General features: G+C 71.3%; 1 protein-coding gene (only partly in view). It reads left to right on the top strand.

All coding sequences use genetic code 11. The features are described from left to right. A protein-coding gene (locus tag IEZ09_RS47700) for a type I polyketide synthase (protein ID WP_308202380.1) crosses the window boundary here: on the top strand, window positions 1-24,399 show its 3' portion. It extends 3,090 nt beyond the left edge of the window; the window shows 24,399 of its 27,489 coding nt (coding positions 3,091-27,489); its start codon lies off the left edge, out of view; it ends in the stop codon at window positions 24,397-24,399.

Genomic DNA, 24,399 nt, shown 5'->3' with positions numbered 1-24,399 from the left:
ATCGCCGTGTACTCGCGCCTCGACGCCGACAGCCCGTGGCTCGAACACTGCACCGGCTTCCTCACGTCCGGCACGGCCCACACCGGCTTCGACACCACCACCTGGCCGCCCACGGGCGCGGAACCGGTTGCGCTGGAAGGGTTCTACGACCGTCTCGCGGACCAGGGCTTCACCTACGGACCGGTGTTCCAGGGCCTTCAAGCCGCCTGGAAGCTCGGTAACGACATCTACGCCGAGGTCGCCGTCACCGAGGAGACGGACCGCTACGGCCTGCACCCCGCCCTGCTCGACGCGGCCCTGCATGCCGCAGAACTCAGCACGTCCGAGGGCGGCATGCCCTTTGCGTGGCAAGGAGTCTCGCTCCACGCTACTGGCGCTTCCGCACTGCGCGTGCGCATCCGTCCTCAGGGCGAGTCGTTCGCCGTCACCGCCACCGACCCCAACGGCACGCCCGTCGTCTCAGTCGACTCGCTCGTCACGCGCCCGATCTCCACCGACTCGGGCATCACGCGCGAGGCGTTGTTCCACGTGGACTGGACGCCCGTCGCGCTGCCCGCCGAGACCGCCGAAGCCGTGGTGGAGCACGTCGTGTCCACCGGCTCGCCGATCGAGTCCGCGCATGCCCTGACCGCGCAGGTCTTGGAGCGCCTCCAACAATGGCTCGCCGACGAACGCCAGGACCGCCTCGCGTTCGTCACCCGTCCCGGTGACCTGGGCGCCGCGGCCGTGTGGGGCCTGGTGCGGTCGGCGCAGACCGAGCACCCCGGCCGTTTCGTGCTGGTCGAGTCCGACGGCGACGTCCCGGCGGAGGTCTTCGCGCTGGACGAGCCGCAGATCCGCCTGCGCGACGGCCAGGCCTTCGTGCCGCGCCTGGCCCGCCTGTCCCCGGCCGCCGAGTTCTCCTGGCAGGGCAGGGTTCTCATCACCGGCGGCACCGGCGGCCTCGGCCTCGTGATCGCCCGCCACCTCGTCGCCACGCACGGCGTCCGCGACCTCCTGCTCGTCTCGCGCCGCGGCGAGGCCGACGTCACGGAGCTGGAAGCGCTGGGCGCCAACGTGATCGTCGAGGCGTGCGACGTCTCCGACCGCGCGGCGCTGGAATCGTTGTTGTCGCGCCACGAAATCCGTGCCGTCGTGCACACCGCGGGCGTCCTCGACGACGGCACCGTCGAGTCGCTGACGCCCGACCGCGTCGGCACGGTGTTGCGCCCCAAGGCCGACGCTGCCTGGCACCTGCACGAGCTGGCGCCGGACCTCGACGCGTTCGTGGTGTTCTCCTCCGTCGCGGGCACGATCGGCACCGCGGGCCAGGGCAACTACGCCGCCGCCAACGCGTTCCTCGACGCCCTGATGGAACACCGCCGCGCGCACGGCCTGCCCGGCACGTCGCTCGCGTGGGGCCCGTGGATCGCGGGCATGCTGTCCGGCGCCGACGCGGAACGCATGGCGCGCACCGGAATTCCCGGCATCACCGTCGAGCAGGGCGTCGAGCTCTTCGACGCGGCCGTCGGCGCGGGCAACGCCGTCCCGGTCCGCCTCGACCTGCCCGTGCTGCGGGCCCGCGGGGACATCCCGCCGATGCTGCGCGGCCTGATCAAGACCCGCCCGCGCCGCGTGGTCGCCGACACGTCACTGACCACCCGTCTCGCCCGGATGGACGAGAACGCTCGCCTGGAAGCGTTGCTGGACCTCGTGCGCGGCCAGGTCGCCACCGTTCTCGGCCACGCGGGCACCGACGAGATCGACCCGGGCCGCGCCTTCCAGTCCCTCGGCTTCGACTCGCTGACCGCCGTGGAACTCCGCAACCAGCTCACCGCCGTCACGGGCCTGCGCCTGCCCGCGACCCTGATCTTCGACTACCCGAACCCGGGCGTGCTCGCCGGTTACCTGCGCGACGAGCTCTTCGGCTCGGACCAGGCGATCGCGCCCACCGAGGCGCGTTCCGCCGTCTCCGACGACCCGATCGTGATCGTCGGCATGGCCTGCCGCTACCCCGGAGGCGTGTCGTCACCGGAAGACCTGTGGCGCCTGGTCGTCGACGGCGTCGACGCCGTGACCGGCTTCCCCACCAACCGCGGCTGGGACGTCGACGCGCTCTACCACCCGGACCCCGACCACGTCGGCACCTCCTACACCCGTTCCGGCGGCTTCCTGCACGACGCCCCGCTGTTCGACCCGGCGTTCTTCGGCATGTCGCCGCGCGAGGCCCTCGCCACCGACTCGCAGCAGCGCCTCCTGCTCGAAACCGCCTGGGAGTCCCTGGAACGCGCCGGCATCGACCCGGTCTCGTTGCGCGGCAGCGACACCGGCGTGTTCGCCGGCGTCATGTACACCGACTACTCGGTGGTGATCAGCGGCAGCGAGTTCGAGGGCTACCAGAGCATGGGCAGCGCCGGCACGTTCGCGTCCGGCCGCGTCTCCTACACCTTCGGCTTCGAAGGCCCGGCCGTCACCGTCGACACGGCTTGCTCGTCCTCTTTGGTCGCTCTGCACCTGGCCGCGCAGGCCCTGCGCAACGGCGAATGCTCCCTGGCCCTGGCCGGCGGCGTGACGGTGATGTCGACGCCGTCCACGTTCGTGGAGTTCTCCCGCCAGCGCGGGCTTTCCGCGGACGGCCGCTGCAAGTCGTTCGCCGACGCCGCCGACGGCGTGGGCTGGTCAGAGGGCGTGGGTCTGCTGGTCCTGGAACGTCAGTCCGACGCCCTGCGCAACGGCCACCAGATCCTCGCCGTGGTCCGCGGCTCCGCGATCAACCAGGACGGCGCCTCCAACGGCCTCACCGCCCCGAACGGCCCGTCCCAGCAACGCGTGATCCGCTCGGCCCTCGCCTCCGCGGGCCTGTCGCCGTCCGATGTGGACGTCGTCGAGGCCCACGGCACCGGCACCACCCTGGGCGACCCGATCGAGGCCCAGGCCCTGCTCGCCACCTACGGCCAGGACCGCACGACCCCGCTGCTCCTCGGCTCCATCAAGTCGAACATCGGCCACTCCCAGGCCGCCGCGGGCGTGGCGGGCGTGATCAAGATGGTCCACGCGATGCGCCACGGCCTGGTGCCCGCGACCCTGCACGTCGACCAGCCCTCCACCCACGTGGACTGGGACGCGGGCGACGTCACCCTCGTCACCTCCACCACCGAATGGCCGTCGGTCTCGCGCCCGCGCCGCGCGGGCATCTCCTCGTTCGGCGTCTCGGGCACCAACGCCCACGTGATCCTCGAGGCCCCGGAATTGTCAGACCTCCCTGAGATGATTGGGATGGGGACCTCGGTCTCCCCCGGAGGGGGCGAGCCGGAATCGATCCAGGCCGGGGTGCCGTGGCTGGTGTCGGCGAAGTCGGCGACGTCGCTGGACGCGCAGGTCGACCGGGTGCTGGCGCTGGACGGCGACCCGCGCGACATCGGGTACTCGCTCGCGTTGAAGACGATGTTCGACCACCGGGCCGTGGTGCTCGACGGGAAGGTCGTCGCCAAGGGTGTGGTGAGCGGGAAGCCGCTGGCCTACGTCTTTTCCGGGCAGGGGTCGCAGCGGCTCGGCATGGGGCGGGAGCTGTATGAGGCGTTCCCGGTGTTCGCGCGTGCGTTGGACGAGGTGCTGGCGCATCTCGACGTTCGCGACGTCATGTGGGGCGACGACGCCGAGGCGTTGAACCAGACCGGGAACGCGCAGCCCGCGATCTTCGCAGTTCAGGTCGCGCTGTACCGGTTGCTCGAGTCGTTCGGCGTGCGGCCCGCGAAGGTCGCGGGGCACTCCATCGGCGAGATCGCTGCGGCGCACGTCGCCGGGGTGCTCAGCCTGGAGGACGCCTGCAAGCTGGTCACGGCGCGGGCGTCGTTGATGCAGGCGCTGCCCGCAGGCGGCGCGATGGTGTCGGTGGTTGCGTCCGAAGAAGAGGTGCGTGCTCACCTGACCGATGGCGTGGCCATCGCTGCGGTCAACGGGCCTCGGTCTGTGGTCATTTCCGGCGTTGAAGAAGAAGTGCTTGCCATCGCCGCGAGGTGGAAGAACAAGCGATTGAAGGTCTCGCACGCCTTCCACTCACCGCTGATGGAGCCGATGCTCGACGACTTCCGCGCGGCCATCGCGGACATCGAGTTCCACGAGCCGGTTGTCGGAATGTCAACATCCGGACAAGTGGACACCGTCGACTACTGGGTCGACCACGTCCGCGACGTCGTGCGTTTCCACGACAACGTCACTCGGCTGGGTGACGTGACGCTGGTCGAGATCGGGCCGGATGCGCAGTTGACGGCGATGGTTGACGGGTTGATTCCGACGTTGACGCGCGTCAAGCCTGATGTTGAATCAATGTTGACTGCACTCAGTCAAGTACATGTTGACGGCGTCAATGTTGACTGGACGCGGTTCTACGAGGGCGGTCGACGGGTCGACGTGCCGACCTACGCGTTCGACCACCAGTCGTTCTGGCCGGAGACCACCGCGAAGTCGGACGTCCGGTCGGCTGGCCTGGGCGCGGTGGAGCACCCGGTGCTCGGTGCCGCGGTCGAACTGGCCGGGGGAGCGGGCTACCTGTTCACCGCGCGGCTGGCGCGCCGGTCGTGGCTCGCCGACCACACCGTCCACGGCGCGGTGCTCGTGCCGGGCGCGGCTCTCGTCGAGCTGGCGTTGCGGGCGGCGGACGAGGTCGGACTGGACCGCGTCGAGGAGCTGACGCTCGCGGCACCGCTGGTGCTGCCCGAGACGGGTGGCGTCCAGGTCCAGGTGATCGTCGGAGCCGAGGAGGGCGGCCGCCGGTCGATCTCCGTCCACTCCCGGCCAGAGACGGCGGTGGACGAGCCGTGGACCGAGCACGCCACGGGTGTGCTCGGGTCCGATGGGACTGTCGCCGAGATCGGTGAGTGGCCGCCGAGCGCGGAGGCCATCGATGTCGCGGACGCCTACGAGCGGTTCGCCAAGAACGGGTTCGAGTACGGGCCCGCGTTCCAGGGGCTGCGGGCCGCGTGGCGGGACGGCGACACCGTGTTCGCCGAGGTCGCGCTGCCCGACGGCGTGGCGGCCGGCGGGTTCGGGCTGCACCCCGCGCTGCTCGACTCGGCGCTGCACGCCGCGTTGCTCGTCGACGACGGCGCCGGGCTGCCGTTCTCCTGGGAAGGCGTCTCGCTGCACGCGACCGGTGCGACGGCGTTGCGGGTGAAGCTGACCCGCAACGGCAGCAGCATCGCGATCGCGCTGGCGGACACCACGGGAGCGCCGGTGGCGTCGGTGGACGCGCTGGCGGTGCGGGCGGTGTCCGCCGAGCAGCTCACCACCGTGGACCGCGACTCGCTGTTCCAGCTCGACTGGGTCGAGGTCGAGGTGCCCGCCGAACCGGCGGACGGCGTCGTGGTGGAGCACGTCGTCGCCGAGGGCGAGGTCGTCGAGGCGACGCACGCCCTTGTCGCCCAAGCGTTGGCGCGGCTGCAGGAGTGGATCACCGAAGAGCGGCAGGAGAAGCTGGTGTTCGTCACCGGCATGGGCTGCCTGGCGGGCGCGGCGGTGCGGGGGCTCGTGCGGTCGGCGCAGACCGAGCACCCCGGCCGTTTCGGCATCATCGACACCGACTCCGGCGAGCTCGTGCCACGCGCGTTGGGCATCGACGAGCCCGAGCTGATCATCCGTGACGGCGTGGTGAAGGCCGCGCGGCTCAAGCGGGCGACCGGCGCGCGGCGCGAGGTCACGTGGCAGGGCCCGGTGCTGATCACCGGCGGCACCGGCGGACTGGGCGGTGTCATCGCGAAACACCTCGTCGCTCAGGGCGTTGACGAGCTGGTGCTGGTCAGCCGGCGCGGTGAGAAGCCGCAGTGGGCCGACGAGCTGGACGCGCGCGTCACCGTCGCCCGGTGCGACGTCGCGGACCGCGAAGCGGTGCGGAAACTGCTGACGAAGCACCCGGTCCGCTCGATCGTGCACGCCGCCGGTGTGCTGGACGACGGCGTGATCGAGTCGCTGACGCCCGAGCGCGTGTCGAACGTCCTGCGGCCCAAGGTCGACGCCGCCTGGAACCTGCACGAGCTGGCGGGCGAGCTCGATCGGTTCGTGCTGTTCTCGTCCGTCGCCGGCACGCTCGGCAGCGCGGGACAGGGCAGCTACGCGGCCGCCAACGCGTTCCTCGACGCGCTCGCCCAGCATCGGCCGAACACCGTGTCGCTGGCCTGGGGCGCCTGGGAAGGCGGCATGGCCGGGCATCTGTCCGAAGTGGACGTCGAACGCATGCGCCGCGCCGGCCTGCCCCCGATCCCGGTGGAGCAGGGCGTCGAGCTGTTCGACGCGGCCGTCGCCCACGGCGGCGCCGCGCTCGCGCCGTTCCGGCTCGACCTCGCCGTGCTGCGGGCGAAGGGCGAGGTGGCACCGGTGCTGCGCGGCCTGGTGCGGACGCGCTCGAAGCGTTCCGTGGCGGGCTCCGACACCGCGGTCACGCTCGTCTCGCGGCTCTCGGCGCTGCCGGAGACCGACCGGCTGGAGGCGTTGCTCGACGTCGTGCGCACCGAGGTCGCTGGCGTCCTCGGCCACGGCGGCGCGCACGCGATCGACCCGGCGCAGCAGTTCCGCGACCTCGGCTTCGACTCGCTGACCGCCGTCGAACTGCGCAACCGCCTCACCGCCGCGACCGGCATCCGCCTGCCCGCGACGCTGATCTTCGACTACCCGACCTCCGGAGCCCTGGCCTCCTACCTGCGCGCCGAGCTGCTCGGCGGCGTCGCGGAGACGCCGGATCTGCCCGCGCCGGTGTCCACTTCGGACGACCCGATCGTGATCGTCGGCATGGCCTGCCGCTATCCCGGCGGTGTCACGACGCCGGAAGAGCTGTGGCAGCTCGTGATCGACGAGGTCGACGCCGTCACCGGGTTCCCCACCGACCGCGGCTGGGACCTCGAAGGCCTCTATCACCCGGACCCCGACCACCTCGGCACCTCCTACACGCGGTCCGGTGGCTTCCTGCACGACGCGGCCGAGTTCGACCCTTCGTTCTTCGGCATGTCACCACGGGAGGCGCTGGCGACCGACACCCAGCAGCGTCTGCTGCTCGAAACCGCCTGGGAGGCCCTGGAACGCGCCGGAATCGACCCGACGTCGTTGCGGGGCAGCGCGACCGGTGTGTTCACCGGCCTGATGTACAACGACTACCAGTCCGTCGTCGGCGGCGGTGACCTGGAAGGGCACCAGGGCCAGGGCAGTGCGGGCAGTGTCGCGTCTGGCCGCGTGTCCTACGTCTTCGGCTTCGAGGGTCCCGCGGTCACCGTCGACACGGCGTGTTCGTCGTCGCTCGTCGCGATGCACTGGGCGATCCAGTCGCTGCGGTCGGGGGAGTGCTCGCTCGCTCTCGCCGGCGGTGTGACGGTGATGTCGACGCCGTCGACGTTCATCGAGTTCTCCCGGCAGCGCGGCATTTCCGAGGACGGCCGCTCGAAGGCGTTCTCCGACTCCGCCGACGGCGTGGGCTGGGCCGAGGGCATCGGCCAGGTCGTGCTGGAACGCCAGTCCGACGCGCTGCGCAACGGTCACCGGATCCTCGCGGTGATCCGCGGCTCCGCGGTCAACCAGGACGGCGCCTCGAACGGCCTCACCGCACCGAACGGCCCGTCGCAGCAACGGGTGATCCGCGCGGCGCTGGCCTCCGCGGGCCTCGCTCCGTCCGATGTGGACGCCGTCGAGGCGCACGGCACCGGCACGCCGCTCGGCGACCCGATCGAAGCCCAGGCCCTGCTCGCCACCTACGGCCAGGACCGCGCCGAGCCGCTCCTGCTGGGCTCCATCAAGTCGAACATCGGCCACTCGCAGGCCGCCGCCGGTGTCGCCTCTGTGATCAAGATGGTGCAGGCGCTGCAGCACGGCGTCCTGCCGCGCTCTCTGCACATCACCGAACCGTCGTCGCACGTCGACTGGGAAGCGGGCTCGGTCGAGCTGCTGACCTCGACGCGTTCCTGGCCTTCCGTCGATCGGCCGCGCCGTGCCGGTGTCTCGTCGTTCGGCGTCTCGGGCACGAACGCCCACCTGATCCTCGAAGCCCCGGCCCCGCAGGCGATTCCTGCGGACCGCCCACCGGTGGCGAGCGTGCCGTGGCTGGTGTCGGCGAAGTCGGCCGAGGCGCTGGAGGCCCAGGTCGAGCGGATCAGGGCGGTGGAGGCCGACCCGCTCGACGTCGCGTTCACGCTGGCCGGGCGGGCGCGGTTCGACCACCGGGCGGTGATCATCGGCGACGAGGTCGTCACCGGGAAGGTGCAGACCGCGGGCAAAGCCGTCTTCGTGTTCCCCGGCCAGGGCTCGCAGTGGGTCGGCATGGGGCGCGAGCTGCTGGCGAGCAACGAGGTGTTCGCACGCCGGATCGCGGAGTGCGACGCGGCACTGCGGCCGTTCGTCGGCTGGTCACTGGCCGAGGTGCTCACCGACGAGCAGCCCCTCGATCAGGTCGACGTCGTGCAGCCCGTGCTGTGGGCGGTCATGGTGTCGCTGGCCGAGGTGTGGCGCTCCTACGGGGTCGAGCCGCAAGCGGTGGTCGGGCACTCGCAGGGCGAGATCGCCGCGGCCGCGGTGGCCGGGGCGTTGAGCCTGGAGGACGCGGCGCGCGTGGTGGCGTTGCGGTCGAAGGCTGTCGACGAGGCGTTGTCGCGGCGGGGCGGCATGCTGTCGGTGCCGTTGCCCGTGGACGAGGTCCGGCCGTTGATCGCCCGGTACGAGGACCGAGTGGCCGTGGCCGCGGTGAACGGGCCTCGCGCGACGGTCGTCGCGGGCGAGGTCGAGGCGCTGGCGGAGATCGTGGCCGCCTGCCACGAGCAGGACGTCCGGGCGCGCATGATCGCGGTGGACTACGCCTCGCACACGCCGCAGGTCGAGGCGATCCGCGAGCGGGTGCTGGCAGACCTCGCGGGCATCGAGCCGCGCACGAGCACGATTCCGTTGTACTCCACGGTGACCGGTGAGCCGATCGACACCGCGATCATGGACGCCGGCTACTGGTACACGAACCTGCGGCAGACAGTCCAGTTCCAGAACGCCACGAACGCGTTGCTGCGGGACGGGTTCCGGTTCTTCGTCGAGCCCAGCGCGCATCCGGTGCTGACGTTCGGCGTCGAGCAGACCGTCGAGAACGTCGACGCCGTGGTGCTCGGCACGTTGCGGCGCAACGAAGGCGGGCGCGAACAGCTGCTCAGGGCGTTGGCGCAGGCGCACGTCAACGGTCTGGACGTCGACTGGAGCGAGTTCTTCCGCGGCGGTGCGCTGGTCGATCTGCCGACGTACGCGTTCCAGCGGCAGCGGTTCTGGCCGGCCCGGTCGGGCGAGGCGTTGCTCGGCGCGGCGGTGAGCGTCGCGGGCAGCGAGGACGTGCTGTTCACGTCGACGCTGTCGACGCGCTCCCACCCCTGGCTCGCGGACCACGCGGTCAACGGCACGATCCTGCTGCCCGGCACGGCGTTCGTCGATCTGGCGATCAGGGCCGGGGACGAGGTCGGGTGCGAGACGCTCGACGAGCTCACGATCTCCGCGCCGCTCGTGCTCGACGGACCGGTGCAGCTGCAGGTCGCGGTGCGGGGCGAGGACCCGAACGGGCGCCGCGCGATCGCGATCTTCTCCCGCACCGAGGACGACGCGCCGTGGACGGAGCACGCTTCCGGCACGCTGTCGACGGGCAGCGCCGTCAGCGACTTCGACGCGACGACGTGGCCGCCGGACGCGGAAACCGTTGACGTCGAAGGGGCTTACGAGCGGTTCGCGGACATGGGCTTCGAGTACGGGCCCGCGTTCCGGGGACTGCGCGCGGTGTGGCGCGACGGCGACGACGTCTACGCCGAAGTCGCCACGGACGAGGACACCGCGGCCTTCGGGCTGCACCCGGCGTTGCTCGACTCGGCGCTGCACGCCGCGTTGCTCGCGAAGGACGGCGCCGGGCTGCCGTTCTCGTGGGAAGGCGTGTCGCTGCACGCCACCGGAGCGACCCGGCTGCGGGTGCGGCTGCGGTCCCGCGGTGACGCGATGGAGATCGCGCTCGCCGACACCGCAGGGCAGCCGGTCGCCACGATCGAGTCGCTCGTCGTGCGGCCCGTCGCGGTGCCGCGGAACGAGATCGACCGCGACTCGCTGTTCCGGATCGAGTGGACGCCCGTCGCGTTGCCTGCCGAGGCAGCGGAGAACGTGGTCGTCGAGCACGTCGCCGGTGACGGCGACGTCATCTCCTCGACGCGGGCGCTGACGTCACGCGTGCTCGCCAAGCTCCAGGAGTGGATTTCCGGTGGACGCGCGGAACGGCTGGCTTTCGTCACCCGCGAAGGAGATCTCGCCGGGCAGGCGGTGTGGGGCCTGGTGCGGTCGGCGCAGACCGAGCACCCCGGCCGGTTCGCGTTGCTCGACATCGACGACGACACCCTGCTGCCGCAAGCACTCGCCACGGACGAGCCGCAGGTGCGTCTCCGGCAGGGACAGCTGTTCGCGCCACGGCTGCAGCGCGTCGCGGGAACCCGGGAGATCACCTGGGAAAGCCCCGTGCTGATCACCGGTGGCGGCGGGCTCGGCGGTGTGATCGCGCAGCACCTCGTCGAACAGCACGGCGTCACCGAGCTGATCCTGGCCAGCCGCAGCGGCCGCAAACCCGACTGGGAGGTCGACGCGACCGTCAAGGTCGTCAAGTGCGACGTCAGTGACCGCAAAGCGGTGCAGCGCCTGCTGAAGAAGCACCCCGTGAAGTCGGTCGTGCACACCGCGGGCGTGCTGGACGACGGCGTGATCGAATCGTTGACGCCCGAGCAGCTCGACACCGTGCTGCGGCCCAAGGTCGACGCCGCGTGGCACCTGCACGAGCTGTTGCCCGAAGCCAGGATCGTGCTGTTCTCGTCCGCCGCGGGCATCCTCGGCGGCGCGGGGCAGGGCAACTACGCCGCGGCCAACGCGTTCCTCGACGCGCTCGCCCAGCACCGGCCGAACACCGTGTCGCTCGCCTGGGGCACGTGGGAGGCCACCGTCGGCCTGACCGGTTCGCTGACCGACGCGGACAGGGAACGCCTGGTGCGCGCAGGAATGCCGCCGATCACGCCGTCGCAGGGCACCGCGTTGTTCGACGCGGCGGTCGCGTCCGGCGAGGCGGTGCTGCTGCCCGCGCGCCTCGACCTCGCGACGCTGCGCGCGCAGGGTGACGTGCCTTCGTTGCTGCGCGGGCTGATCCGGACCCGCACGCGCCGCACGGTCGCCGGTTCCGACGCGGCGACCGGCCTGGCCGCGAAGCTGCGGCCGTTGAGCGACGCCGAACGTCTCGACGCGCTGCTCGACCTGATCCGCACGCAGGTCAGCGCGGTGCTGGCGTTGGAGAGCTTCGACACCGCAAAGGCGTTCCGCGACCTCGGTTTCGACTCGCTCACCGCCGTCGACCTGCGCAACCGCCTCACCGCCGTCACCGGACTGCGGCTGCCCGCGACGCTCGTGTTCGACTACCCGACCGCCGCGGTGCTGGCGGCGTTCCTGCGCGACGAGCTGTTCGGGGCGGACGGCGGCGATGTCGTTGCCACGCGCGCTGTTTCGGACGACGACCCGATCGTCGTCGTGGGCATGGCGTGCCGGTTCCCCGGCGGTGTCACGACGCCGGAGGAGCTGTGGCAGCTGGTCCTCGACGGCACGGACGCGATCTCCGAGTTCCCGTCCGACCGCGGCTGGGACCTCGACGCGTTGTTCTCCGGCGACGACACCGGCACCTCGGCCACCCGGCTCGGCGGCTTCCTGCACGACGCGGGGGAGTTCGACCCGGTGTTCTTCGGGATGTCACCGCGGGAGGCGCTCGCGACCGACTCGCAGCAGCGCCTGCTGCTGGAGACCGCGTGGGAGGCGTTCGAACGCGCCGGGATCGACCCGATCTCGTTGCGGGGCAGCGACACCGGTGTCTTCGCCGGCGTCATGTACAACGACTACGCGCAGCTGCTCGGCGGCGAGTTCGAGGGCCACCACGGAACGGGGTCGTCGCCGTCGGTCGCGTCGGGCCGAGTGTCCTATGTGCTCGGTCTGGAAGGCCCGGCCGTCACGATCGACACCGCCTGCTCGTCGTCGCTCGTCGCGATGCACCTCGCCGTGCAGTCGCTGCGGACGGGGGAGTCGTCGCTGGCGCTCGCCGGTGGCGTCGCGGTGATGTCGACGCCCGCGACGTTCATCGAGATCTCCCGGCAGCGCGGCGTGTCCGCGGACGGGCGGTGCAAGGCGTTCTCCGAGGGCGCGGACGGCACCGGCTTCTCCGAGGGCGTCGGCCTGCTCGTGCTGGAACGGCAGTCGGACGCCGTGCGGAACGGCCACCCGATTCTGGCCGTCGTGCGCGGCTCGGCGGTGAACCAGGACGGCGCGTCCAACGGCCTGACCGCGCCCAACGGTCCGTCGCAGCAACGCGTGATCCGCGCCGCGCTGGCGTCGGCCGGGTTGTCGCCCGCGGATGTCGACGCCGTGGAGGCGCACGGCACAGGCACCTCGCTGGGCGACCCGATCGAGGCGCAGGCGCTGCTCGCGGTGTACGGGCAGGACCGCGACGAGCCGCTCTACCTGGGGTCGATCAAGTCGAACATCGGCCACACGCAGTCCGCCGCCGGTGTCGCCGGTGTCATCAAGATGATCATGGCCCTGCGCCACGGCGTGCTGCCGCAGACGCTGCACGTCTCCGCGCCTTCCTCGCACATTGAATGGGACGCGGGCGCTGTCGAGCTGCTCACCTCGGCCCGCGAGTGGCCGTCGGTCTCCCGCCCGCGCCGCGCCGGCGTGTCGTCGTTCGGGATCAGCGGCACGAACGCCCACGTCATCCTCGAGGCTCCGGAATTGTCGGACCTGCCTGCGGCGGCGATCGATACGGCCGGAACCGGTGCGGCGCGACCGGTGCCGCTGGCGGTGTCGGCGAAGTCCGCGACGTCGCTGCGCACCCAGGTCGAGCGGATCAAGGCGCTCGTCGACGCCGGGCAGAACCCGCTGGACGTCGGGTTCTCGCTGACCGCCCGCAGCAGGTTCGAGCACCGGGCGGTGATCGTCGGCGACGAGGTCGTCGAAGGCGCCGTGGTGGAGGCCGGTCCGGGGCCGGTGTTCGTGTTCCCCGGCCAGGGCAGCCAGTGGCCGGGCATGGCGGTGCGGTTGCTCGACGAGGACGACACGTTCGCCCGGTGGATGGCCGAGGCGGACCGGGCCATCGCACGGCACGTCGGCTGGTCGGTAGTCGAGGTGCTGCGCGGCGACGCCGAGCTGCTGGACCGCATCGAGATCCTGCAGCCCGCGCTGTTCGCGATCATGATCTCGCTGGCCCAGACGTGGCGGGAGAACGGAGTCGAACCCGCCGCGGTCGTCGGCCACTCGCAGGGTGAGATCGCCGCCGCCTACATCGCCGGCGCCCTCAGCCTGGACCAGGCCGCGAAGATCGTCGTCAAGCGGTCGCAGCTGTTCGCGGACGAGCTCGTCGGCAACGGCGCGGTCGCCAGCATCGCGCTGCCCGCCGAGCAGGTGCGCGACATGCTGCCGGACGAACTGGCGATCGCGGGAGTCAACAGCCCGCACGCCTGCACGGTCGCCGGCGCGATCCCGGAGCTGGAGAAGTTCGTCGCGCGCTGTGTCGCCCAGGACGTCCGGGCCCGCGTCATCGGGTCGACGGTCGCCTCGCACTGCGCGCAGGTCGACCGGCTCCGCGACCGGATCCTGGAGCTGTTCGCCGACATCACGCCGCAGAGCAGCAGTGTGCCGTTCTACTCGACCGTCACGGCCGAGCGGATCGACACCGCGAGCCTCGACGCCGAGTACTGGTTCCAGAACGCCCGCAGGCCAGTCAGCTTCGCGAAGACCGTCGAGAGGCTCGTCGAGGACGGCCACCGCGTGCTGATCGAGTCGAGCGCGCATCCGGTGCTGATGCTGCCCGCGCAGCAGACCGCCGAGGCCGCCGGCACCGAGATCGTGGCGATCGGCTCGCTGCGCCGCGACCAGGGCGACCGGCAGCGGTTCACGACCTCGCTCGCCCAGGCCTGGGTCGCGGGGCTCGACGTCGACTGGCGTTATCCCGGCGGGCGCAGGATCGCCCTGCCCACGTATCCGTTCGACCGGCAGAGGTTCTGGCCGGAACCGCTGGTCAAGGACACGTCCGACCCTGTCGACGCCGAGTTCTGGGAGCTCGTCGACAACGGCGGGCTCGAAGACCTCGGCCTCGGACAGGATGTCGCGCACACGCTCGCGCAGTGGCGGAACCGCCGCAAGTCCGAATCCACAGTGGACAGCTGGCGCTACCGCGACCAGTGGACCCCGGTCACCGTCACCGGCACGCCGAGCGGCACGTGGCTCGCCGTCACGTCCGGCACCGAAGCCCAGGACGTGATCAACGCGCTGAACGCCGTGCACGTCGACGTCGACGAGCAGATCAGCCGCGAAGACCTCGTCGGGCGCCTGCCGGAGACGATCGACGGCGTCATCGCGATGACCGGTCTGCAGGCGACGATCACACTGGTCCAGGCTCTGGCCGAGGCCGGTGTCAGCGCTCCGGTCTGGGCCGTCACCCGCAAGGCCGTCGCGATCGGCGACGAGGAGGTCGATCCGGCCCAGACCGCGATCTGGGGCCTCGGCCGCGTCGCCGCGCTCGACCTGCCCCGCCGCTGGGGTGGCCTGATCGACCTGCCCGAGACGCTGGACACCAAGGCAGCGCAACGGTTCGCGGCCGCGCTGACCGGTTCGGAAGACCAGGTCGCCATCAGGGACAACGGTGTGTTCGCCCGCCGTCTCGTCCGCACGAGCGCACGCCACAGCCCCGAGTTCGAGGCGTCCGGCACCGTCCTGATCACCGGCGGCACGGGTGCGCTCGGCGGTCACGTCGCCCGCTGGATGGCCGAGGCGGGCGCCGATCACCTGGTGCTCACCAGCCGCCGCGGCCTCGACGCTCCCGGCGCGCGAGAACTCAAGGCAGAACTCGAAAAAACCACCCGTGTCACCATCGCGGCCTGCGACGCGGCAGACCGCGAGGCCCTGGCGAGCCTGCTGGAGACCATCGACGACCTCACCACGGTCGTGCACGCGGCGGGCATCGGCACCGGCGACGCCCCGATCGACGAGCTCCGGTACTCCGACGTCACCGCGTTGCTCGACACGAAGATCACCGCGGCCCGGCACCTGCACGAACTCGCACCGCGGGCGCGGTTCATCCTGTTCTCGTCGGGTGCGGCGAGCTGGGGCAGCGGCGGCCAGCCCGCCTACGCCGCGGCCAACGCCTACCTCGACGGCCTCGCGCATCTGCGCAGGTCGCAGGGCCTGAAGGCGACGTCGATCGCGTGGGGCGCGTGGGCGGACGCCGGAATGGCGGCCGATCACGGCATGTACGAGGCGCTGCAGCGGATCGGCATCGGGTCGATGCCGCCCGAGCTCGCGATGCGGGTGCTGCGTCAGGCCGTCGCCGACGACCAGACCCAGCTCACCGTCACCAACATCGACTGGGCGAAGTTCGCGCCGAGCTTCACCGCCGAGCGGCCGAGTCCGTTGCTCAGCGCCATTCCCGAGGTGCGCGCGGCGCTGGCCGAGGAGCCCGTGGAGGAGTCGGAGCTCAAGCAACGCCTCGCCCGGCTCACCGAGGCCGAACGCGACCGCGCACTGCTCGACCTGGTCCGCGCGGAAGCCGCGAAGACGTTGGGCTACACCGAAAGCGACCAGGTTCCGGCAGGAAGGGCGTTCCGCGAGCTGGGCTTCGACTCGGTCACGGCGGTCGAGATGCGCAACCGCCTCAAGACCGCGACCGGACTGGCGCTGCCCGCGACGCTCGTCTTCGACTACCCGACCGCGACCACGCTCGCCCAGCACCTCCGCGACGAGCTGTTCGGTGGCACGCACCAGATCGAGGTCCGCGCGGCCACGAACGTCACCGACGACCCGATCGCGATCGTCGGCATCGGCTGCCGTTATCCCGGTGGCGTGACGACGCCGGAAGCGTTGTGGGAGCTGGTGTTCGAGGGCCGTGACGTGATCTCGCGGTTCCCGGCCGACCGCGGCTGGGACCTCGAGCGGCTCGCGAGTTCGACGTTCGAGGGCGGGTTCCTCGACGACGTCGCCGGTTTCGACGCGGGCTTCTTCGGCATCTCGCCGCGCGAGGCCGTGGTGATGGACCCGCAGCAGCGCCTGCTCCTCGAAACGTCGTGGGAGGCCCTGGAACGCGCCGGCATCGATCCGACCACGTTGAAGGGCAGCCTGACAGGCGTTTTCGTCGGCACCACCGGGCAGGACTACGAGTCGCTGCTCAACCGGTCGCTGGAGGAGACCGGCCCGTACGCGACGACCGCGTTCTCCGCGTCCGTGTTGTCCGGCCGCATCTCCTACCTGCTCGGGCTGGAAGGCCCCGCGGTCACGATCGACACGGCGTGCTCGTCGTCGCTCGTGGCGATGCACTGGGCCGCGCAGGCGCTCCGCAACGGCGAGTGCGACCTGGCTTTGGCCGGTGGTGTCGCGGTCATGACCACGCCCAACGCCTACTCCGCGTTCACCGCGGCCGGCGGGCTCGCACCGGACGGCCGGTGCAAGGCGTTCGCCGAGGCCGCCGACGGCACCGGCTGGTCCGAGGGCGCCGGTGTGGTGTTGCTCGAACGGCTGTCGGACGCGCGCCGCAACGGCCACGAGGTGCTCGCGGTCCTGCGCGGCTCCGCGATCAACCAGGACGGCGCGTCGAACGGCCTGACCGCGCCGAACGGCCCGTCGCAGCAGCGAGTGATCCGGCAGGCGCTGGCGAACGCCGGGCTCCAGCCGTCCGAAGTGGACGCTGTCGAGGCGCACGGCACCGGCACCACGCTGGGCGACCCGATCGAGGCACAGGCCGTGCTCGCGACGTACGGGCAGGACCGCTCGACGCCGCTGCTGCTCGGCTCCATCAAGTCGAACCTCGGCCACCCGCAGTCGGCAGGCGGTGTCGCCGGTGTGATCAAGATGGTCATGGCGCTGCGCCACGGCGTGCTGCCGCAGACCCTGCACGTCGACGCCCCGTCGTCCAATGTGGACTGGCAGGCGGGTAGCGTCGAGCTGCTGACCGAACGTCGTGAGTGGCCGGCGAACGGCCGTCCGCGGCGGGCCGGTGTGTCGTCGTTCGGTGTCTCCGGCACGAACGCGCACGTGATCATCGAGGAGGCGCTGGAGTTCACGCCCGCGGTTCCCGAGGTGACCGCTACCGCGTCGGTGGTGCCGCTCGTGGTGTCGGGCAGGACCGAGGAGGCGCTGGCCGACCAGCTCGCCCGTCTGGGCACGGTCGAGGCGTCGCAGCTCGACCTCGCGTACTCGCTCGCGGTGTCGCGCAGCGCGTTCGAGCACCGGGTCGTGCTCGTCGACGGCGTCGAGATCGCCAGGGGAGAGGCGGCCGAGCGCGATCTGGCGCTGCTGTTCACGGGGCAGGGCTCGCAGCGGCTCGGCATGGGCCGCGACCTGTACGAGCGGTTCCCGGTGTTCGCGGACGCCTTCGACGCCGTGCTCGCCCACCTCGACCCGGCGCTGCGGTCGATCATGTGGGGCGAGGACGCCGACGCGTTGAACCAGACCGGGAACGCGCAGCCCGCGATCTTCGCGCTGGAGGTCGCGCTGTACCGGCTCGCGGAGTCGTTCGGGATCAAGGCCGACCGGTTGGCGGGCCACTCGATCGGTGAGATCGCGGCCGCGCACGTCGCAGGGGTGTTCAGCCTCGAAGACGCGTGCACGCTGATCTCCGCGCGCGCCTCGCTGATGCAGGCGCTGCCCGTCGGCGGCGCGATGTTCGCGATCGAGGCGAGCGAGGACGAGGTCACGCCGTTGCTCACCGGCGGCGTCTCGATCGCGGCGGTGAACGGGCCTGCTGCCGTGGTCATCGCCGGTGTTGAACAAGAGGCTCGTAGGATTGTTGAACAACTCAACGATCGGAAGGTTAAGCAGCTCAAGGTCAGCCACGCGTTCCACTCGCCGCTGATGGAGCCCATGCTGGACGACTTCCGCGCGGCCATCGCCGGCATTTCGTTCAACGATCCAACGATTCCGTTGTTGACTGGTGGGATTGTTCAACAACCCGAGTACTGGGTGCGGCACGTCCGGGACGCCGTCCGGTTCCACGACACGGTGCGCGCGCTCGACGGCAGCACGTTCCTGGAGATCGGCCCGGACGGCGTGCTGTCGGCGATGGTCGGCGGCATCCCGTTGCTGCGCAAGGACCGCGGCGAGGAGCAGGCGTTCGTCACCGGGCTCGCCCGCCTGCACGTCGGCGGAACGACGGTGAACTGGGGCGCGCTGTTCGAGGGAACGGGCGCACGGCGGGTCGACCTGCCGACGTACGCGTTCCAGCACGAGCGTTACTGGCCGACCGTGCTCGACGTCGCACCGGTCGACCGCGCGAAGTCCACTGTGGACTCGTGGCGGCACCGCGAGTCGTGGGAACAGATCAGCCCGCACGGCATGGTTTCCGGCACGTGGCTGGTGCTCGGCGCGGAGGACGAGTTCGCCCGCGACGTCGCGGCGGCTGTCGGTGGCACGGTGGTGCAGGAGGTGCCCGAGACGCCGTTCGACGGGATCGTGTCGCTGCTGGCGCTGGACTCCGCCGTGGACGAAAACGGTGTGCCGCGCGGCGTGATCGCCACGATGGAGCTGATCCAGTCGTTGGCGCGCAAGGGTGTCAGCGCTCCGGTGTGGGTGGTGACGCGAGGCGCGGCGACCAGCGCGGCACAGAGCGCGGTCTGGGGTCTCGGCCGGGTCGCGGCGCTGGAACTGCCTGCTCAGTGGGGTGGCCTGGTCGACATCACCGGGGACGTCGCGCAGCTCGGCGCGGTGCTCGCCGGCGAGGAGGCCGAGGTCGAGATCCGTGCCGAGGGCGTGTTCGCGCGACGCTATGACGCCGGTGCGCCTGCCGATGCGATGTGGGAGCCGCACGGAACCGTCATCGTCACCGGCGGCACGGGCGCGCTCGGCACGCACGTCGCCCGCGACCTGAAGCGCCGCGGCGTCGAGAAGATCGTGCTGGTCAGCCGTCGTGGCCTGGACGCGCCGGGTGCCGCGCAGCTGCGTGACGAGCTGGGTGCGGAGATCGTGGCGTGCGACGTCGCGGACCGTGCCGCCGTTCAGCAGTTGCTGGAGCAGTACCCACCGAACGCCGTCGTGCACACCGCCGGCGTGTTGAGCGACGGCGTGCTGGAAGGCCTTGCGCCGGAACGGTTCGCGGACGTGTTCCGCTCGAAGGTCGCGTCGGCGCTGGTGCTGGACGAGCTGACGCGGTCGCTGGAGCTGGACGCGTTCGTGCTGTTCTCGTCGGTCGCGGGCGCGCTCGGCAACCCCGGCCAGGCCAACTACGCGGCCGCCAACGCGGCGCTCGACGCGATCGCACGGGATCGGCGTTCACACGGCCTGCCCGCGACGTCGATCGCGTGGGGTGCCTGGGCCGGCGCGGGCATGGCCGAAAGCGTTGACGCGCACGGCATCACGATGCGGCCGGACCTGGCCGTGGAGTCGATGTGGCGCGCGGTCGCGGAGGACGCGCCGACCGTCGCCATCGCGATCCTGCCCGAGAAGCCCAAGGCACGGAAGAAGATCGCCGTCAGCGGCGACGTGCTGGAGGTCGTGCGCACCGCCGTCGCATCGGTGCTCGGATATGCCGGTCCGCACGCGGTGGGCGTGGACAAGGAGTTCCGTGACCTCGGGTTCGACTCGCTCACGGCGGTCGAGCTGCGCAACCAGCTGTCGGCGGCGACCGGCAGGACGCTGCCCGCGTCGCTGGTCTACGACTACCCGACGCCACGCCGTCTCGCCGACCACCTGCGTGGAGGTGCGGCTGACTCGTCGGAGACCGTCGTTGCGCGCAACGACGAACCGATCGCCATCGTCGGCATGGCGTGCCGCTTCCCCGGTGACGTGAACACGCCCGAGGACCTGTGGCAGCTGCTGCTCGACGGACGTGACGGCATAGGTGCGTTCCCGGTCGACCGCGACTGGGACCTGGAGTCGGTGCTGTCGACGTCGATCACCCGCGAGGCCGGGTTCCTCACCGGAACAGCGGACTTCGACCCGGCGTTCTTCGGGATCTCGCCGCGTGAGGCTCTCGCGATGGATCCGCAGCAGCGGTTCCTGCTGGAGACGACGTGGGAGGCCCTGGAGCGCGTCGGCGTCGATCCTCTCTCGTTGCGCGGTTCGCAGACCGGTGTGTTCGTCGGCACCAACGGCCAGGACTACGCGACTCTGCTGACGTCGTCGGACGAGGACACCGAGGGCCACGCGGCCACAGGCCTCGCGGCTTCGGTGATCTCGGGTCGCCTGTCCTACACGTTCGGCTTCGAGGGACCTGCGGTCACCGTCGACACGGCGTGCTCCGCCTCTCTCGTCGCCATGCATCTCGCCGTGCAGGCATTGCGCGGTGGTGAGTGTTCACTCGCGGTGTCGGGCGGCGCGACGATCATGGCGACGCCGCACGTGTTCGCCGAGCTCACGCGTCAGGGCGCGCTCGCGGCGAACGGCCGGTCGAAGGCGTTCAGCGATGACGCCGACGGTGCCGGCTGGTCCGAGGGCGTCGGCATGGTCGTGATGGAGCGGCTGTCCGACGCGGTGCGCAACGGGCACCGGGTGCTGGCGGTGATCCGCGGTTCGGCGGTGAACCAGGACGGCGCGTCCAACGGCCTGACCGCGCCGAACGGTCCGTCGCAGCAGCGGGTGATCCGCGCTGCTCTCGCGAACGCCGGTCTGTCCGTTGGTGACATCGACGCCGTTGAAGCGCACGGCACCGGCACGGCCCTGGGCGACCCGATCGAGGCGCAGGCTTTGATCAACACCTATGGCGCCGACCGGTCGACGCCGCTGTGGCTGGGTTCGGTGAAGTCCAACATCGGCCACACCCAGGCCGCCGCCGGTGTCGCGGGCGTGATCAAGATGGTGCTCGCCCTGCAGCACGGGCTGCTCCCGCAGACGCTGCACGTCACCGCGCCGTCGTCGCACATCGACTGGTCCGCGGGCACGGTCGAGCTGCTGACGTCGGCACGTGAGTGGCCGTCCAACGGTCGCGTGCGCAGGGCAGGCGTCTCGGCGTTCGGCATCTCCGGCACGAACGCGCACATGATCCTCGAGGAAGCCCCAGCTCAGCCGGAATTGTCAGACCTGCCTGAGATGATTGGGATGGGGGGTGAATCCCCCCAGGGGGCCCGCCAATCGGGATCGATTCCGCAGGTGGGGGCGGTGCCGTTGGTCGTGTCGGCGAAATCGCCGGCGTCGCTGAAGGCCCGCATCGAGCAGGTGCGCGCGCTCGAAGGCAAGGCGGAGGACATCGGGTTCTCGTTGCTGACGACGCGGTCGGTGTTCGATCACCGTGCGGTGCTCATCGGCGACGAAGTGGTCGAGGGCGTTGCACAACAGAGTGCGCCGGTGTTCATCTTCCCCGGCCAGGGTTCGCAGTGGCACGGCATGGCCGTGGAGCTGCTGGACGAGGACGAGACGTTCGCGCACTGGATCCGCCGCTGCGACGAAGCGATCGGCGAGCTCGTCGACTGGTCGGTGATCGACGTCCTGCGGGGCGACGCCGCACTGCTGGAGCGGATCGAGGTCCTGCAGCCGACGCTGTTCGCCGTGATGGTGTCGCTGGCGCAGACGTGGCGGGCGAACGGCGTCGAACCCGCGGCCGTCGTCGGTCACTCCCAGGGTGAGATCGCCGCCGCCTACGTCGCCGGGGCGCTGAGCCTCGACGAAGCGGCGAAGATCGTCGTCAAGCGGTCCCAGCTGTTCGCGGACGAGCTCGTCGGCAACGGCGCGGTGGCGAGCGTGGCGCTGCCCGTCGAAGAAGCGCGGAAGCTCATCGAGCAGTGGCCGGCGCTGTCCATCGCGGGCATCAACAGCCCGAACGCCTGCACGGTCGCCGGCTCTCTGCGCGAGCTCGACGAGTTCGTGGAACTGTGCCAGGCCAGGGACATCCGGGCCAGGGTGGTCGCCTCGACCGTCGCCTCGCACGGTCCGCAGGTCGAACCGTTGCGGGAGAAGCTGCTGAGCCTGCTCGGCACGATCACGCCGCGGTCGAGCGACATCGCGTTCTACTCGACGGTCAAGGCCGAACGCATCGACACCGCGACCCTCGACGCGGGCTACTGGTACGAGAACGCGCGCCGGCCCATCGAGTTCGTCGCGATCACCAGGAAGCTCGTCGAGGACGGCTACCGCGTCTTCGTGGAGTGCAGCCCGCACCCGGTGCTCACGATGTCCGCCCAGGCCACCGCCGACGCGGACGGCGCAGAACTCGTCACGATCGGCTCACTGCGCCGCGACCAGGGCAACAGCCGCAGGTTCACCACCTCGCTCGCCGAGGCGTGGGTCGCGGGCCTCGACGTCCGGTGGAGCTACCCCGGCGGACGCAGGATCGACCTGCCCACGTATCCGTTCAACCGCAGCAGGTTCTGGCCGAAGGCGAGCACCAAGACCACGAGCGCGGAGGACAGCGCGTTCTGGCAGCTCGTCGAGAACGGCGACCTCACCGAGGTGCTCGGCGTCGACGCGGAGAACGTCCTGCCGGCGCTGCGGGAATGGCGCGCGAAGCAGAAGACGCAGTCCACTGTGGACGGATGGCGCTACCGCGACTCGTGGCAGCTCCTGCGCGGCGTCGGGGCGACCGGCATCAACGGCACGTGGCTCGCGGCGGTCCCCGAGGAGACCGACGAGTGGACCGAGGCGGTGCTGCGGACGTTCGGCAACGACCTCGTGCGGATCACCGTGCGGCCCGACGCCGAACGCGCGCTGCTCGCCACCGAACTGACCGGCATCGAGCCGGTGGGCGTGATCTCGTTGCTGGGCACCCAGGAGACGCCGCACCGGGAGTTCACGTCGACCCCGCTCGGCCTCGCGCTGAACGTCCTGCTCCTGCAGGCACTCGGCGACGCCGGCAGCACCGCGCCGTTCTGGGCGGTCACGAAGCAGGCGATCTCCACCGGCGCCACCGACCACGTCGCCCACCCCGGCCAGGTCGCGTTGTGGGGCCTCGGCAGGGTGGCCGCGCTCGACCTGCCGCGCCACTGGGGAGGCCTCGTCGACCTGCCGGAGACGATCGACGGCCAGATCGAGCAGGGCCTGATCGCCGCGATCACCAACACCGGCGGCGAGGACCAGCTCGCGGTCCGCGCGACCGGCGTCCACGGCAGGCGGCTCGTTCCCGCCCAGCGCGCGCCGAAGCCCGCCGAGTGGACGCCGCGCGGCACCGTCCTGATCACCGGCGGCACCGGCGCGCTGGGCGGTCACGTCGCCCGCTGGGTCGCCGGACGCGGCGCCGAGCACGTGCTGCTCACCAGCCGCCGCGGCGACCAGGCACCGGGAGCGCGGGAACTGCGGGCGGAACTCGAGGCGCTCGGGGCCCGCGTCACGATCGCGGCGTGCGACGTGTCCGATCGGGACAGTCTCCGGCAGGTGATCGACAGCGTCCCCGACCTGCGAGCCGTGGTGCACGCGGCCGGCATCGTCGAGGGCAACGCCACGACCGACACGCTCGGCCTCGACCAGCTGGACCGCCTGCTCAAGGCCAAGATGACGAGCGCCTGGCTGCTGCACGAGCTGACGAGCGATCTGGACGCGTTCATCCTGTTCTCGTCCGGCGCGGCGAGCTGGGGCAGCGGCGCGCAACCCGCGTACGCCGCCTCCAACGCCTACCTCGACGGCCTCGCGCACTTCCGCAGGGCACAGGGGCTGCCGGCGACCTCGATCGCCTGGGGCGCGTGGGCGGACTCCGGGATGGCGTCGGAGAACGAGGAAGGCGCCGAACAGCTGCGCAGGCGCGGCGTCCACACGATGAAACCGGACCTCGCGATCACCGCGCTGCAGCAGGCGGTCGAGGACGGCCACACGTCGCTGACGATCACCAACATGGACTGGGAGAAGTTCGCGCCGAGCTTCACCGCGTCCCGGCCGAGCCCGCTGCTCATGGGCATCCCGTCCGTCCAGCAGGCCCTGGCGGAACCGGAGACGACGGATTCCGGGCTCAGGGAACGGCTGCTGGCGTTGCCGGACGCTGAACGCACGAGGACGCTGCTCGACCTCGTCCGCACGGAAGCCGCGGCGACACTGGGCTTCGAGAGCGCGGAGGCGTTCGGGCCGACGAGGGCGTTCCGCGACGTCGGCTTCGACTCGGTGACGGCCGTGGACCTGCGCAACAGGCTCAAGGCGGTCACCGGCGTGGCGCTGCCCGCGACGCTGGTGTTCGACTACCCGACCCCCGCGGCGCTGGCCCAGTTCATCCGCACCGAGCTGCTCGGCGAGGCCGCGAGCACGGACAACGACCCGGACGCGCACATCCGCGCCACGCTGGCGTCGATCCCGGTCAGCCGCCTGCGCAAGGCCGGTCTGCTGGACCTCGTCCTCCAACTCGCTCAAGACAGTGGGGAAAACAACAGCGCCGGAGATGTTGTGCTTGCAGCCGAGGCGGAATCGATCGACGACATGGACGGCGAAGCCCTCCTGCGTCTGGCGATCGGGGACGCCATGAACTAG

Origin of the sequence: Lentzea flava (assembly GCF_014648475.1) — a bacterium.
Taxonomy (GTDB): domain Bacteria; phylum Actinomycetota; class Actinomycetes; order Mycobacteriales; family Pseudonocardiaceae; genus Lentzea; species Lentzea flava.
This window is presented reverse-complemented; position numbering and strand designations above follow the sequence as displayed.